General features: G+C 65.3%; 16 protein-coding genes. 1 reads left to right on the top strand and 15 read right to left on the bottom strand.

The features are described from left to right. Positions 1 to 11: 11 nt before the first annotated feature. The 8 genes from fabG to AC1DMY_RS12170 form a co-directional block, all read right to left on the bottom strand. A complete protein-coding gene (gene fabG, locus AC1DMY_RS12135) occupies positions 12 to 749 on the bottom strand; it encodes a 3-oxoacyl-ACP reductase FabG (protein WP_477165213.1) in 738 nt (245 codons plus the stop codon). Between the two features lie 13 nt (positions 750 to 762). Further along, a complete protein-coding gene (locus AC1DMY_RS12140) occupies positions 763 to 1,197 on the bottom strand; it encodes a hotdog family protein (protein WP_477165214.1) in 435 nt (144 codons plus the stop codon). Beyond that, on the bottom strand, positions 1,181 to 3,496 hold the full coding sequence (locus AC1DMY_RS12145) for an MMPL family transporter (protein ID WP_477165215.1): 2,316 nt from the start codon (positions 3,494 to 3,496) through the stop codon (positions 1,181 to 1,183). Before AC1DMY_RS12145 ends, AC1DMY_RS12140 begins: the two co-directional genes overlap by 17 nt. A gap of 2 nt (positions 3,497 to 3,498) precedes the next feature. Next, positions 3,499 to 4,158, bottom strand: a complete 660-nt coding sequence (locus AC1DMY_RS12150) for a LolA-related protein (RefSeq protein WP_477165216.1) — start codon at positions 4,156 to 4,158, stop codon at positions 3,499 to 3,501. Beyond that, complete coding sequence (locus AC1DMY_RS12155; RefSeq protein ID WP_477165217.1) at positions 4,070 to 5,035, bottom strand: LpxL/LpxP family acyltransferase; 966 nt, start codon at positions 5,033 to 5,035, stop codon at positions 4,070 to 4,072. Before AC1DMY_RS12155 ends, AC1DMY_RS12150 begins: the two co-directional genes overlap by 89 nt. Further along, positions 5,032 to 5,331: an ApeI family dehydratase gene (locus AC1DMY_RS12160; protein WP_477165218.1), complete on the bottom strand. Its 300-nt coding sequence runs from the start codon at positions 5,329 to 5,331 to the stop codon at positions 5,032 to 5,034. Before AC1DMY_RS12160 ends, AC1DMY_RS12155 begins: the two co-directional genes overlap by 4 nt. Further along, positions 5,328 to 6,050 (bottom strand): COG4648 family protein, encoded by a 723-nt coding sequence (locus AC1DMY_RS12165; RefSeq protein WP_477165219.1) that lies wholly within the window; start codon positions 6,048 to 6,050, stop codon positions 5,328 to 5,330. Before AC1DMY_RS12165 ends, AC1DMY_RS12160 begins: the two co-directional genes overlap by 4 nt. A gap of 79 nt (positions 6,051 to 6,129) precedes the next feature. Further along, complete coding sequence (locus AC1DMY_RS12170) at positions 6,130 to 6,399, bottom strand: phosphopantetheine-binding protein (protein ID WP_046971235.1); 270 nt, start codon at positions 6,397 to 6,399, stop codon at positions 6,130 to 6,132. A 91-nt stretch (positions 6,400 to 6,490) separates the two neighbouring features. Between AC1DMY_RS12170 and AC1DMY_RS12175 the strand changes: the two genes are divergently transcribed. Continuing rightward, entirely contained in the window at positions 6,491 to 7,477 is a 987-nt protein-coding gene (locus AC1DMY_RS12175; RefSeq protein WP_477165220.1) for a chorismate transformation FkbO/Hyg5 family protein, read from the top strand. Here the strand turns inward: AC1DMY_RS12175 and AC1DMY_RS12180 are convergent, their stop codons facing one another. The 7 genes from AC1DMY_RS12180 to atpG all read right to left on the bottom strand — a co-directional run bounded on the left by AC1DMY_RS12180 (position 7,478) and on the right by atpG (position 14,110). After that, positions 7,478 to 8,272, bottom strand: coding sequence for a DUF4850 domain-containing protein (locus tag AC1DMY_RS12180; protein WP_477165221.1), 795 nt, complete (start codon positions 8,270 to 8,272; stop codon positions 7,478 to 7,480). Positions 8,273 to 8,422: 150 nt separating this feature from the next. Continuing rightward, positions 8,423 to 8,971, bottom strand: a complete 549-nt coding sequence (locus AC1DMY_RS12185) for a hypothetical protein (protein ID WP_477165222.1) — start codon at positions 8,969 to 8,971, stop codon at positions 8,423 to 8,425. 47 nt (positions 8,972 to 9,018) lie between these two features. Then, positions 9,019 to 10,392, bottom strand: a complete 1,374-nt coding sequence (gene glmU, locus AC1DMY_RS12190; RefSeq protein ID WP_477165223.1) for a bifunctional UDP-N-acetylglucosamine diphosphorylase/glucosamine-1-phosphate N-acetyltransferase GlmU — start codon at positions 10,390 to 10,392, stop codon at positions 9,019 to 9,021. An 84-nt stretch (positions 10,393 to 10,476) separates the two neighbouring features. Then, positions 10,477 to 11,034 carry an energy transducer TonB gene (locus tag AC1DMY_RS12195; RefSeq protein WP_477165224.1) on the bottom strand — a complete coding sequence of 186 codons (558 nt, stop codon included), beginning with the start codon at positions 11,032 to 11,034 and terminating at the stop codon, positions 10,477 to 10,479. Positions 11,035 to 11,123: 89 nt separating this feature from the next. Continuing rightward, positions 11,124 to 11,549 (bottom strand): F0F1 ATP synthase subunit epsilon, encoded by a 426-nt coding sequence (locus tag AC1DMY_RS12200; RefSeq protein WP_477165225.1) that lies wholly within the window; start codon positions 11,547 to 11,549, stop codon positions 11,124 to 11,126. Positions 11,550 to 11,643: 94 nt separating this feature from the next. Further along, positions 11,644 to 13,056: a F0F1 ATP synthase subunit beta gene (gene atpD, locus AC1DMY_RS12205; RefSeq protein ID WP_441601956.1), complete on the bottom strand. Its 1,413-nt coding sequence runs from the start codon at positions 13,054 to 13,056 to the stop codon at positions 11,644 to 11,646. Positions 13,057 to 13,183: 127 nt separating this feature from the next. Beyond that, positions 13,184 to 14,110, bottom strand: a complete 927-nt coding sequence (atpG, locus tag AC1DMY_RS12210) for a F0F1 ATP synthase subunit gamma (RefSeq protein WP_204634670.1) — start codon at positions 14,108 to 14,110, stop codon at positions 13,184 to 13,186. Positions 14,111 to 14,142: the final 32 nt, after the last annotated feature.

Consider the following 14,142-nt stretch of genomic DNA (forward strand, 5'->3'; position numbering starts at 1 on the left):
TCATTTCTGCTCTACGCCATGCCGCCGTTGACGCCGATCACTTGGCCGTTGATGTAGCCGGCGGCATCCGAACATAGAAACGCCACCAGCGCCGCGACCTCTTCCGGTTTACCGGCGCGCTGCGCAGGCACCATCTCGCGAATGCGTTCCGGCGGGAATTGCTCGCCGATCATGCGTCCTTCGATCACGCCGGGCGCCACCACGTTTGCGGTGATGCCGCGCGAAGCCATCTCGCGCGCCAGCGAGCGCGTGGCGCCATGCAGGGCGGACTTGGCGGCCGCGTAGTTCGCCTGGCCGCGGTTGCCCAGCTGCGCCGCCACCGAGCTGACCGACACGATGCGACCGAAGCGCGCTCGCGCCATCGGCAGCAGCAAGGGCTGGGTGACGTGGAAGAAGCCATGCAGCGATACGTCGATCACGCGTCGCCATGCGTCTTCGGACATACCGGCCAGTGGACTGTCCTCGTGAATGCCGGCGTTGTTCACCACCGCATGCACGGGTCCGTCGATCAGCAGGGTCTCAAGTGCATGTCGTGTGGCGGCCGTGTCGGTCACGTCGAAGGCAACTGACTGCGCCGCGCCGCCGGCATCGCGGATGGTGGCGGCGACGTCATCGGCGCGGGCCAGGCCGGTATTGGCGTGCACGATCACGTGGTAGCCGCCTGCGGCGAGCGCTCGCGAGATCGCAGCGCCGAGATCGCCGCTGCCGCCGGTCACCAGCGCGCGACGGGGAGTATGGAGCTGAGTCATGGCTGCCTCGGCATCAGGGAAGAGGATGAATGACCGCAGCGCGGCCGCTCACCAGCAAGCGGCCGCCCTGTTCGACACGGAAGGCATATTGTGCGCCTGCGTCGTCAGCGTAGAGGCTTTCGGCATGGACGTCCAAACGGCCTTGCGCAGGATCCACCCATTCGTTGGCCAGCGATACATCGCGCAGGCTGACCAGGCGGCCTGGCCGCGCCTCGCTCGCACCGCGTTCGCGCGCCAGCAAGGCGCCATGCACGGCCATCGCCTGCGCGCCGTATTCGGCCAGATGGACCGCGTGCAACCCGGCGCTGCCACGCAGCGGATGATCCGCCAGCACGTGACTCTCGCTGATCGCGTGGATCGTCGTTTCATTCCACACAACCACGGCGTCGAGCAAACACATCGCGCCCTGGTGGGGAATGAGGTGGGCCCAGTCAGTCTTGGCGAGCATGCGGCGCCATCAGGATCGAAAGACAGAAATGAAATGCGACGCCCAGGGCGACGGTGAGGCCGATCGCGCGCAAGACGGGAATGGTGCTCCAGGCCAGCATGCCGAAGACCAGCAGCGCGGACAGCACGCACACCAGTGTCGCGTGCAGCGTGCGGCGCTGTTCGGCGGCGTCGCCGGTATCGCGCTCGAAGAACAACGCATAGTGCAGGCCGAGCCCGGCCGCGAGTATCAGCGCCACTAGATGGAACAGCGAGATTTCCACACCTGACACACGTTCCACTGCCAGCACGAGGAAAGTTGCCAGCGTCATCGGCGCCAGCACGTGCCAGGCCCTGCGCACGCTGCGCAAGGCAACCACGATCGCGATGACCAGGAGCAGCGCCGCGCCGAGCAGGGCGTGCAGGATGCGCGCGCGGTAATCCACCACCAGCGACTCGGCGGCGCCCTTGAGGTCGAGCAGACGCACCGAACCGCCGCTGTCGCGCGCGAGCGACTGCAGGGCTGCCAAGTCATGCACACCGGTAAGCGTGCCCAGGCCAAGCCAATGACCATCGCGCTGCATCAGCATGGCCGACACGCGTTGGCCCAATGGCGATGATGCAAAGCGTTCCGGCGTCAGCACGGGCAAGCTGCGTGCCTGCGCCACGTCGTTGAGGAAGGGTTGGAACAAACCTGCCTGGAACGGCATGCCCTGCTCGGCTTCGTCGAGCGCACTTTTCAGCGCTTGCGCATCGGGCAACGCTCGCTGCCGTGCGCGCTGCGCTGCCTCGCTCGGCAGATAGCGTGAAGGCAGTTCGATCGCATCGACGGCGTGACGGGCCACCAGGGCATCCACCGCAGGCTCGAGCTTTTCCGATAGCGCCAACACCGCCTGCTCATCGGGCGCCTGCAACACCAGTAGATAGCGCACGTCAGGCGCACCCAGGGCCTCGCGCAAACGTGCATCGCGCATCAGCAGGTCGCGCGGCAACGGCGTAAGCGCCGACAAATCGTTCTGCCAGAACGGGCCCTGCGCAAACACCAGCATCAGCACGCTGGCGATGGCCACCAGCAAGGGAATCCAACGCGGTCGCGGCAGGCGGTCCACGGTGTCGCGTGCGCGGATCAGCCAGCCCATCGCGGCGACATCGTGCACGCGCTCCGGCAGCAGATAGGGCAACAGGTAGCGTGTGCTGAAGCCGGCCGCCAACAAACCCGTGATGGTAAAGACGGCCAATTGCTTGAGGCCATTCACGCCGGATGCAAAGAACGCCGCATAGGCAATGCATGCCGAAGCGATCGCGGTGAGCAGCAGCGGCCACAGGTCACGCACGCTTTGCACGGCGCTTTCGCCGGCGCGGCGGTGACTCAGCACCCGTATCGGATACTCCTGTGCCACGCCAAGCAGGGTGAAGCCAAACGCCAGCGTGATCCCATGCACCTGCGGAAACAGCAGCACGAGTGCGGCAATGCCCGCCAGCGCGGCACTGGCGATCGGCAAGGCCGAGAACAGCAGAGAGCCGATGCTGCGATACGCCAGCAACAGCAGCACGATGAAGCCCACGGTCGAAATGCGTCCGATCCACTCCGCCTGCCCGCGCGTCTGCGCGCTCGCGACCACGCTGAAGTAACCCGGTCCGCTGACCACCAGCGAGCCGCCCGCATGATCGGGCAAGGCGTCGAAGGCGCGATGGATGCCATCGATCGCCTGCGACTGCGCATCCGGATCGAAGCCTGCCGCCTGGGTCAGCACCAGCAGCAAGGCCTCGTGCTGCGGCGAGAACCACACGCCTTGCACGATCTCGGGCGACTTGGGCGGCGACCACCGCTCGGCCAGCTTGAGCACTTCCAGGGTGGGATCGCGCGGCAGCAATCCCTTCAGCAGCGACGCCGCGGGCGACGACAGATCGTCCAGACGCTGTTCCAGCTCACCGCGCAGATAAGCGGCATCCATGCGCTGATGATCCAGCGTGGGCGAGAGCAGGTAGCGATACGGCAGGAGGGCATCGTCGAGCGCGCCGATGTCGAAACTGCCGTTGAGCACCTGCGTGTACTGTCGATCCTTGCGCAGCGCCGCCGCGAGTTGCTGGCTCAGGCCGGCAAGCTGCTCGTCGGACTTGCCGCTGATGGCGAGCAACAGCAGCCGCGAGCCCGGGCCCTCGCCCACCTGCTCCATCAACAGGCGCTGATCGGGAGTGGTCGGCGCTGGCATGAAGCTGCGCAGGTCGGTGCTCACCGTGAGGTGTCGCGTAACAAACAGGCCGAGCACCGCCAGCGTGGCCAGCCAGAGCACCAGCAACGTCACGCGGCTGCGACGCACCCTCAGCTGCCTCGGCAAAGCGCGGTGAGTGCGTCGCGCGTCGGCGCCGTGGGCATCTTGGCGGCATAGTCGCCCAGCAGATCGATGGCGATGTCGCCATCGGCTTCCTGCATGCGCATGCAGTGCGGCTCGTTGCCGCTGCCGTCGATGTCGATGCGGCTTACGGTCTGCGCGAGTTTCGCGTCGCGCGGGGTCAGCGTCAGCGTCCAGTGATCCGCGCCGTCAGCGCTGTGCTGCACGGTGAATGCCTGCTCGAGGCGAGAGGCGTCGCCACCCAGTAGCGCCACGAAACTGTCCAGCAACAGCTGCAGCTGCGGCGCACGCTTCAAGGAGAAACTCCGCGGCGAACGACCTTCGCGCTGCTGCGTCACTTCACCATCGCCAATGGTCGACACTTCACGCGTGGGATGTTCGACTGTGCGCTCGAGTTTGTCGCCGCCCAACCAGGCAAGTTGTCCGGAAACGACGAGCGGCTTATCCAGCATCTTCAAGAAGCGCGCTTCGGCAAACGGCGTGCGGGCGGGTGCCGGACGCCCCAGCGAGGCCACCAGCGCGCGTGCCGTGGCGGCGTCCTCAGGCGCCGACGCGTTCGCGTTCGTGTTCGCGCACAGCGACAGCGTCAGGGCGCACAGCAGTGTCCACGTCTTGCTGCCAGAAGTCATAGAAGTTGAACCAGTTGTAGGGGGCGACCCGGATGTAGTGTTCCACGCGACGGGCGAAGCGCGCGATTACGGCGTCCAGCGCTTGTGCGCGATCCTGTCGCGGAATCTCGATGCGGTCGGCAAACGGCTCGAAAATGAGGCGATAGCGATTGCCGCCTTCATACAGACCGAAACACAGCACCACCGGCACGCGCAAACTGTGCGCGAGCAGCCAGGGCCCGACGGGAAACGGCGCAGGTTCACCCAGCAACGGGGTACGGCGCAGTACTTCGTGTTCGCGTCCGCGATCGGCCAGCAGGGCGACCATGGCGCCTTGCTGGCAGGCCTCGGCCATCGCCAGCGTGATCGACGTACCGCCTGCGGAGGCATCGATGACGCTGGCGCCCACCTCAGGTGCCAGCGCTTCGAGCAACTGCGTCAAGGCCGGTGTCTTCTGCTTGTCCAACACCACCCGCAGATGAGTGTCGGGGCGACGCGCACTGAGCGCGCGCAAGGCCTCGAAACTGCCCTGATGGGTGCCGAGCAGGAGCACGCCGCGTCCCTCGGCGAAACTGGCCTCGAGCTGCTCCAGCCCTTCCACCGTCACGTCGAAATCCTTTTCGCCACGGGCGAGCAGGAAGACGCGATCGAGCATGGTCGATGCGAAGCAGTGAATGTGCTTCATCACATGCCACGGCGTGATCGGCTTGTGCAGCACGCGCTCGAGGAAACGGCGCGACGCTTCCCGCTCGGGTCCTCGGCGCCAATAGAAATAGAGCGTGATCGGATAGAGGATCGACCGGGCGACCGGGCGACCGCCGTACAGTGCAATGCTGCGGATCAGCCACAACGCAAAGCGTCCGCCGCCTTCGGGCCGGCTCTGCCAGTGTTCGCTCATATCGTTCCCTCGATGGAGCCGCGCGCGAGCAGATCGTCGCCGCGATGGATCTCAAAACGCACGCGGCCCTGGGCTTCGGTAAGCGCGATCCGCGCCTCCTGTTCCGGCAGGAGTGGCGCCACGAACTTTGCTTCCAGCACGCGCGCAAGCCGCTGGCCGCGCCAATCGCGCAGGGCCAGCGCGACCTGTTCCAGCAGCATCACGCCAGGCACCAGCGGCGAACCGGGGAAATGACCCGGCAGGCAGGCATGGTCCGCGCCCACCAGAAACACACGCTGAAAAGCCGCCTGATTCATGGCGATGCCGAATCGTCGCCGCGCACCAGCGCGGGCCAGCGCGCCGCGATGCCCATGGCCAGCTCGTGGAAGCGAGGGTGGTGCACATGGCGCAGATGCCAGCGGCGGAACACGTTTTCCAGCAGGAACGCGCAGGCGATCAACACATAGCCGCCCACATGCACATAGGACTGCGCGATACCCGCCGGCACCGGCCAGGGCGAGGTCATGCCCAGCGAGCCGAGCAGGCCACCCGGCTCCGCGCACAGCAGAAGGACGGCCAGCACGACGGCTTGCGCTGCCGTGAGCAGCGTCCAGAACCAGGTGAGGTGGCGTGCATACGGCGCAATGCCGGGCACGGCGAGTCGCTCGGGACCTTCCAGTGCCTCGATGAAACGCGCGATCAGCGGCGTCTGTCCTGCACGCAGCGTTCGGCCGAACAAGGACGCCAGCAGGATATTGATCGCAATCGGCACGCATTCCAGCAGCAGGCCGACCATGCCATGCAGCCACAACCAGGCCATGGCCGCCAGCGTGCCCAACCAGACGACCCACGGCAGCGCGCGGCGCGTGGCCAGCGCAGGAATCATCAAGACGGTCAGCAGCAACGCGCAGGCCGCCAGCGAGAAACCCTGGCGGTGCGTCAGCACGCCAGCCATCGCCAGCACCGGATAGCCGAACATCAGCGGCATCCAGCGCCGGGACGTCGATTTCGGTTGTGCTGCGTTTGATGACGACATGGGTTGCTCAGCCTGCATGACAACGAAACGGCTTGGACCTAAGTCTGCCGCGTGCGCGATACATCATGCCCGATAGTTCTTAAACGGCGCGCTGCCGTTCAATGTGCTCGGAGAGGGTGCGCAGGCTGGTGAAGATCTTGCGATTCTCGGGATTGTCCGAGCGCAGCTGGAAGCCGTAGCGCTTGGATACGGCCAGCGCAATTTCCAGGGCATCGATGGAGTCCAGGCCCAGATCGCCGCCGAAAAGCGGTGCATCGGGGTCAATCTGGTCGGCCGTGACGGTTTCCAGATTGAGGCTGTCCACGATCAGCGTGGCCAGTTCGTGTTGTGCGGTGCTCTGCTCGGCCATGCCTTTCCGTACCCGAATTCTTGCGCCTCTCCCCCAGAGCCGCAGGCCGGCCAGTGTACCATAGCGTCCTAGAGTCTCCGGTTGGATGCCCATGGTTCAGGGTTGTGAAAACGTCAGGCCTGCGCTGCGCCGCGCGCCGCAGGTGTCCTACCGGTGGGTCGATCCGGATGCGGTCTTGCAGGATGCCGGCACGCTGGCCGTATTCGGCTTCGGCACCGGCGCCGCGCGTAGCGTCGATCCGCGCTGGCTGCAGGTCGACCTGGAAATCTTCGACGCTCCCACGCCGCTGGAGATCTGGCAGGTCGACGGCCCCGTGACGCAAGGGCGGGTGGGCGAGCTGCAATGGTCGAGCGGCGACGGCTGGCTGTTCGCTGCCATCACGCTGGATGAAAACATCCATGGCGGACCGCGCGCCGCCGCGGCCAGCGCTTACGCGCAATTATGTGAGTTCGTCGCCACGCGTCGCGAGCGTCATGTGCAGCGCATCTGGAACTACCTGGCCGATATCAATGAAGGCGCCGGCGACAGCGAGCGCTACAAGCAGTTCTGCGAAGGCCGCGCCGAGGGCATGGCCAGCTTCTTCGCCGATGGTTTTCCCGCTGCCACCGCCATCGGCCACCACGCCTCGGCGCCCCGCCTGCAGGTGTACTTGCTGGCCTGCGACGAGCCGGGCGAACGCGTGGAGAACCCGCGACAGGTCAGCGCCTGGCGCTACCCGCGCCAATACGGCCGCACGCCGCCCAGTTTCGCCCGGGCCATGACCTTGCCGGGCCAGGACGCCCTCGCCATCTCCGGCACGGCCGCCGTCGTGGGTCACGCCTCGGCGCACGAGGACGATCTGCTCGCGCAGCTGGACGAAACCCTGGTGAACCTCGAAGCCCTGCTGGCCAGTGCGAACATGCCGGCCGGATTCGACACGCAGTCGCCGCTCAAGGCCTATGTGCGGCATCCAACGGACGCGCCGCTGGTGCGCGAGTTCCTGCAGCAGCGTCTGGCCGGCGTGCCGGTGCTGTTGCTGCACGGCGATATCTGCCGCACCGAGCTGCTGGTGGAAATCGACGGCTGGCGTTACGCCTGATTAGCTCTTCCACCCGTCTGGCGAACGGCAGGCAGGAAATGCCTGGCGGAATCCTTCCACCATGAAACTCGCCAGGGCGGACTTGGCTGCCGGCAGCGCCGCATAGACATCGGCGAGTGCAAGCGCGCCGCGACCGGTTTCCAACGCAGACACGGAAACGCTGCTCAGCACGGCCGCATGCACCGTCAGGCCACCAAGGCGATAGCGAAACAGCGCCGTGCAGTCATCGGGACGGGACTGCCAGCTCATCACGGGATTGGTCTGGCCCAGATAGATCGGCGTGGCGTCGTGCTTCGCCGCCAGTTGCTCGCCCGCACCCGGCAGCAGGGCTTCGGACTCCTGCAACAGGCATTCTTCGCAGGCCGGAATCACCGTATAGCTGACCCATCCCGAGCTCGCCCCTTCCGGCGCGGCGAAGGTGTAGTGCGCGTTGGCGTCCACGCCAATGGTGGCGCGCTGCACGCGCCAGCCCTGCGGCACCGCCATCCACCCTGCCACATCGCCATAGAACCATTGCACGGCGTCTTTCGAAGAGGATGGCGAGGTCGGCAGCGCAGGCAGTTTCGTCGGATCGGGACGTGTCCAGTCGCCCACGCCCGAATGCACGTCGATCAACGTGACGGAGAGGCCGCCAAACGGCACCGCGCGCAAGGCGTAATCGGTTCCCACCGCCGAACGTATCTCGGGTGTGGCGGGAAGCTCGCGCACGCCCGTCGCCGCATAAACCTGCGACACCATTCCCCACAGCAAGGCCATGGCGACGTTCGCCACGACGTGTCGGAACCGAAAGCGCATAACCACCCCCCTGTCGCGTCAGCGGGTAGCAGCTTATACGCGGGTGCTGGCAGCGCGCGAGTCGGTCAAAAGTAGGGGTGCGAGTCGGCCTTTGCTTCTGGCTGGCTCGCTTCTGGCCGCACTCTCCAGAGGGAACGCAGGGGCGATGAATCAGGAAGCGGATGCCTTCGCGTACGCGGGATCCAGCCGGCTCAGGAACGCGCGCACCTGGGCGTTGATATACGGATTGGCCTGCCCGCTGTCCTGGTCGATGATCGCCTTGTCCTTGAACGACATGGTCTTCAACAAACGCCCCGTGCCCGCATCGAACACGTGCACCGTCGCAATGTAGCTGATCATCGGGCGCATGCTGCCGCCGCCCATGGGGTTGGCCGGCGCGGACAGGTCAGGCACATAGCGCATGGTGATGCGATAGGGCTGCGCCTGCTCTCCAACGGGCGATGGCGTGCCCGTCATGAAGGCCTTGTTGTCTGATGCCACCGTTTCCAGCGTGACGTGCCGGTCGTCCGCCCAGCGATCGAAGGCGCGCTCCACGATGGCGCAATCGACGGTGTTGCTAGTGCATGCCAGGTAGGCGTGAAAACGCGGTGCGTCCTGCGCGCCAAACAGCTGCACGGGTGCATCGCCACTGGGCGCGCTGGCACAGGCATTCAGGAGTGCCACGCCGAGGAACGTACCAATCAATTTTCCGATGCGCATGACTACCCCATCCTTGCCCAGAAAAACCGTGCCGCCGCGGCCAATGATCACGGCTGCTTGGTCGGTCGCTTCCAACCATGCAAGGTCACCTGCTTGGCGCGTGCAAGGGTCAACTCGCCGGCTGGCGCTTCCTTGCCGATCACCGAACCGGCGCCGATCGTCGCATCCTCGCCCACGGTGACCGGCGCGACCAGCGCGCTGTTGGAACCGATGAAGGCGCGGTCGCCGATCACGGTGAGATGCTTGTTGGCGCCATCGTAGTTGCAGGTGATGGTGCCGGCGCCGATGTTCACGCCGCGGCCGATGAGGGTGTCACCGAGGTAGCTCAGGTGATTGGCCTTGCTGCCCTCGCCGAGGATGGCTTTCTTGGTCTCGACGAAATTACCGATATGCACGCCCGCCGCCAGCTCCGTGCCCGGACGCAGGCGCGCGAACGGACCAATCGTGCATGGCCCATGCGTCACCACGCCTTCGAGATCGCAATGCGCCTGCACCACGGTGCCGCTGGCGAGCTTCACGTCCTTTAGGCGCGTGAACGGGCCGACCTGCACGTCATCGCCGAATTGGACGTCGCCTTCGAGCACGACATTCACGTCGATCTCCACATCCATGCCGGCGCTGACCTTGCCGCGCACATCGATGCGCAGCGGATCGGCGATGCGCACGCCCTCCAGCGCCAATGCCTTGGCCGCGCGCGAACGGTACTGCGCCTCAAGCTCGGCGAGTTGCCAGGGATTGTTGGCGCCGGCTGTCTCGAATTCGTCCTCGCATTCCACGCAGGCTGCGGCGCGATTTTCGCCGGCCGCCATGGCGAAGATGTCGGTGAGGTAGTACTCGCCCTGCACATTGTTGCGATCGAGTTTGGACGTCCATCGCTTCAGGGCCACGGCATCGGCCGCCAGGATGCCGGTATTGATCAGGTTCATCGCGCGCTGCGCGTCGTCGGCGTCTTTTTCTTCCACCACGGCGCGCACGAAGCCGTTGCCATCGCGAAGGACGCGGCCGTAGCCGTGCGGATGAGTGACGCGCGTGGCGAGCAGGCTCACCGTGCCTTCGGCTCGCACCAAGGCTTCAAGCGTCTGCGTACGCGTGAGCGGCACGTCGCCATACAGCACCAGCACGGTGACATCGTCGGGCACCTCCAGCAGCGCCTCGCGCACGGCGTGGCCGGTGCCCAGTCGCTGCGACTGCAGCACCCAGTGCAGGTCGTCCTGTCCGTCGAAGGCCGCACGCACCTGGTCGCCACAATGCCCGTAGACCACGTGGATCGCCTTCGGTTGCAGTGCGCGCGCCGCCTCAAGCACATGGGCAAGCAGAGGACGTCCAGCCAACGGCATCAGCACCTTGGCCTTCTTCGACTTCATGCGCTTGCCCTCGCCGGCGGCGAGAACGATGACGTGCAGTGGCGTGGTCTTGAGCATCGGGCGGACCTGTTTCTTGGCTAGCGGCGGAGGATAGCAGCAGGTGCAAGCGGCCCTACGGGCCTGAGGATGTAGACCGTATGGCTATGGCGTGGCACGTGGTGAGGCGCTGGTATCGGTGACGGGCTTGCCATCTTTCCACGCGAATCGGAACACGTAGTCGAGGCTGAAGGGACGCGCCTCGCTGCCGACCTGGTGCGTGTTGCCGTTGGCATCCGATGCCCACTGACTGATGCGCAGGGGCTCGAATGTCCACTGCATGGCGGCGGTGCGGATCGCTTCATCGAAGAGCCTGGTGTGCGCGTCCGCGCGCTCTTCGTCGGCGATGCGCACCTCTGACACCTTGCCTTCTTCGTCCACGATCAAACGAGCTTCAACTTCCAGCGGCGGCAAGCGCTGGTCGAGCAAGGTAGCCGGATAGTCCGGCGCCGGATGGCTCGAGGGAACCGCACCGGTCGATACCTCGCCCAAGGCAAGCTGGTAGTGCTGAATATCCGCCTTCGCCACGCTGCGATAGGACGTGTCGGCCTCGGTGGCCGGCTTGGCTGGAACCGCCTGCTGCACGCTGGCGCAGCCGGCCAGCATGACGCCAAGGAGTAGCGGCAGCCCCCTCGACCCAACACCGTGATGCCTCGCAACCATATCGCTCCCCTTGTCGCTTTTGCCTCAGCATAAACAAAAACGCCGGCCCATGGCCGGCGTTCTGCGGGGTGCTGCCCGGGGCAAGACGCTTAGTGCTTGAGCGTCTTGCGCAGGCGCTCCAGCGCCTGCAGCTGGGTGATGGCTTGCGCCAGCTTGGCCTGCGCCTCGGCGATCTCAACCGCATCGGTGCGATTGGCCAGAGCGTCTTCCGCTTCCTGCTTGGCGCGCTGGGCGGCGGCTTCATCCAGGTCGGAGGCGCGTGCGGCCGTATCGGCCAGCACGGTGACGACCTGCGGCTGCACTTCCAGGATGCCGCCGGACACCCAGAACTGCTGACGCTCGCCGTTGGCCAGCACCACGTCCACGTGGCCGGGCTTCAGACGGGTGATCAGCGGCGCGTGGCGGGGCGCGATGCCCAGTTCGCCCATCTCGCCGGTGGCGACCACGAGCTGCGCGTCGCCGGAGAAGATCTCGGCTTCGGCGCTGACGATGTCGACACGGAGGGTATGACTCATGACGGTATTCCGGTGCGTTCGATGAAAAGCAGACGATGCTGTGTGGAGCGGGCGAAGCGCGGCATGCGCGCCTCACCGTATTGCCTCACAGGGATCAGGCCGCCTTCTTGGCGCCCATTTCCTCGGCCTTCTTGATGGCCTCGTCGATGCCGCCGACCATGTAGAACGCCTGCTCCGGCAGGTGGTCCACGTCGCCGTCGACGATCATCTTGAAGCCGCGGATGGTTTCCTTCAGCGGCACGTACTTGCCCGGCGAGCCGGTGAACACTTCGGCCACGTGGAACGGCTGCGAGAAGAAGCGCTCGATCTTGCGGGCGCGCGACACGGCCTGCTTGTCGTCTTCGGACAGCTCGTCCATGCCCAGGATCGCGATGATGTCCTTGAGCTCCTTGTAGCGCTGCAACGTGCCCTGCACGCGGCGGGCCACGTCGTAGTGCTCGGCGCCGACGATATCCGGATCGAGCTGGCGGCTGGTCGAATCCAGCGGATCCACGGCCGGGTAGATACCCAGCGAGGCGATGTTACGCGACAGCGTGACGGTCGAATCCAAGTGGGCGAAGGTGGTCGCCGGCGAGGGATCGGTAAGGTCATCCGCGGGCACGTACACGGCCTGGATCGAGGTGATCGAACCGGTCTTGGTCGAGGTGATGCGCTCCTGCAGCACGCCCATTTCCGCGGCCAGCGTCGGCTGGTAACCCACGGCGGACGGCATACGGCCGAGCAGTGCGGACACTTCGGTACCGGCCAGCGTGTAGCGGTAGATGTTGTCCACGAACAGCAGCACGTCCTTGCCCTTGCCCGACGCGTCCTTCTCGTCGCGGAAGTACTCGGCCATGGTCAGGCCGGTCAGCGCCACGCGCAGACGGTTGCCCGGCGGCTCGTTCATCTGGCCGTACACCATCGCGACCTTGTCGAGCACGTTGGAGTCTTTCATCTCGTGGTAGAAGTCGTTGCCCTCGCGGGTACGCTCGCCCACGCCGGCGAACACGGACAGACCCGAGTGCGCCTTGGCGATGTTGTTGATCAGTTCCATCATGTTCACGGTCTTGCCCACGCCGGCGCCGCCGAACAGGCCGACCTTGCCGCCCTTGGCGAACGGGCAGATCAGGTCGATGACCTTGATGCCGGTTTCCAGCAAGTCGTTGGCCGTGGCCTGGTCGTCGTAGCTCGGAGCTTCGCGATGGATGACCCAGCGGTCTTCCTCGCCGATCGGGCCGGCTTCGTCGATGGGATTGCCGAGCACGTCCATGATGCGACCCAGCGTGGCCTTGCCGACCGGCACCTTGATGCCTTCGCCGGTGTTGCGGGCCACGAGGCCGCGCTTGAGGCCATCGGTGGAACCGAGGGCAATCGTACGGACGATGCCGTCACCCAGCACCTGCTGGACTTCCAGCGTGATGTCGGTGCCGTCGACCTTCAGCGCGTCGTAAACCTGCGGCACCTGATCGCGTGCGAATTCCACGTCGATGACCGCGCCGATGATCTGTACAACTTTGCCCTGACTCATGGATGTGCTCCGGATGGATCTTTTAGTGTTTTGGACAACTCGCGCCCTGTAACGGTCGCGTGGTTTTAGTGAATTGTGCGGCCATGGATGGCCGCTTCTTGATCTTCGCGATCAAGGACGATCGCATTTATACCGCCGCTGCGCCGCCGACGATTTCCGAAATTTCCTGGGTAATCGCAGCCTGGCGCGCCTTGTTGTAAATCAGCGTCAGTTCGCCGATCACCTTGTTGGCGTTGTCCGATGCGCTCTTCATCGCGACCATGCGCGCGGCATGCTCGCTGGCGAGGTTTTCCAGCACGCCCTGATACACCACCGACTCGATGTAACGACCCAGCACGTGCTCAAGCACGGTCGCGGCATCCGGTTCGTAGATGTAATCCCAGTCGTGCTTCTGCTCGAGCTTGAGGCCCGCCACCGGGAAATCCGGCGAGTTCGGCTTGCCTTCGCCGCTGACCATTTCCTGCGCCACCACCGGCAGCGGAAGCAGCGCATGGACTGCCGGCTTCTGCGTCATGGTGTTGATGAAATCGTTGTGGGCGAGGAACACGCGATCGAGCTTGCCTTCGGTGTACGCGTCGAGCATGACCTTGATCACACCAATCAGGCTTTCCACCTTCGGCTTCTCACCCAGGTGGGTGACGCTGCCGATCAGGTTCACGCCCTTGATGCGACGGAAGAACTGGGTGGCCTTCTGGCCGACGGCGACGACGTCGATTTCCGCGCCCTTGTCCTGCCACTCACGAATGATCGGCAGCAGGCGACGGAACAGGTTCGAGTTCAGGCCGCCACACAGGCCACGATCGGTGCTGACGACGAGGAAGCCGACGCGCTGCACCTTCTCGCGCTCCAGCAGGAACGGATGGCTGAAGTCGGTGCTGGCCTGGGCCACGTGCGCGATCACCTTGCGCATGGCACGCGCATAGGGACGCGAAGCCTTCATCAGATCCTGCGCCTTGCGGATCTTCGAGGCCGAGACCATCTCGAGCGCGCGCGTCACCTTGCGCATGTTCTGCGTGCTCTTGATCTTGGTTTTGATTTCGCGTCCGCTTGCCACGTTTGCCTCAACCTATCTGGGTTAGTGCGATC

It is taken from the genome of Dyella sp. 01L423 (genome assembly GCF_056399945.1).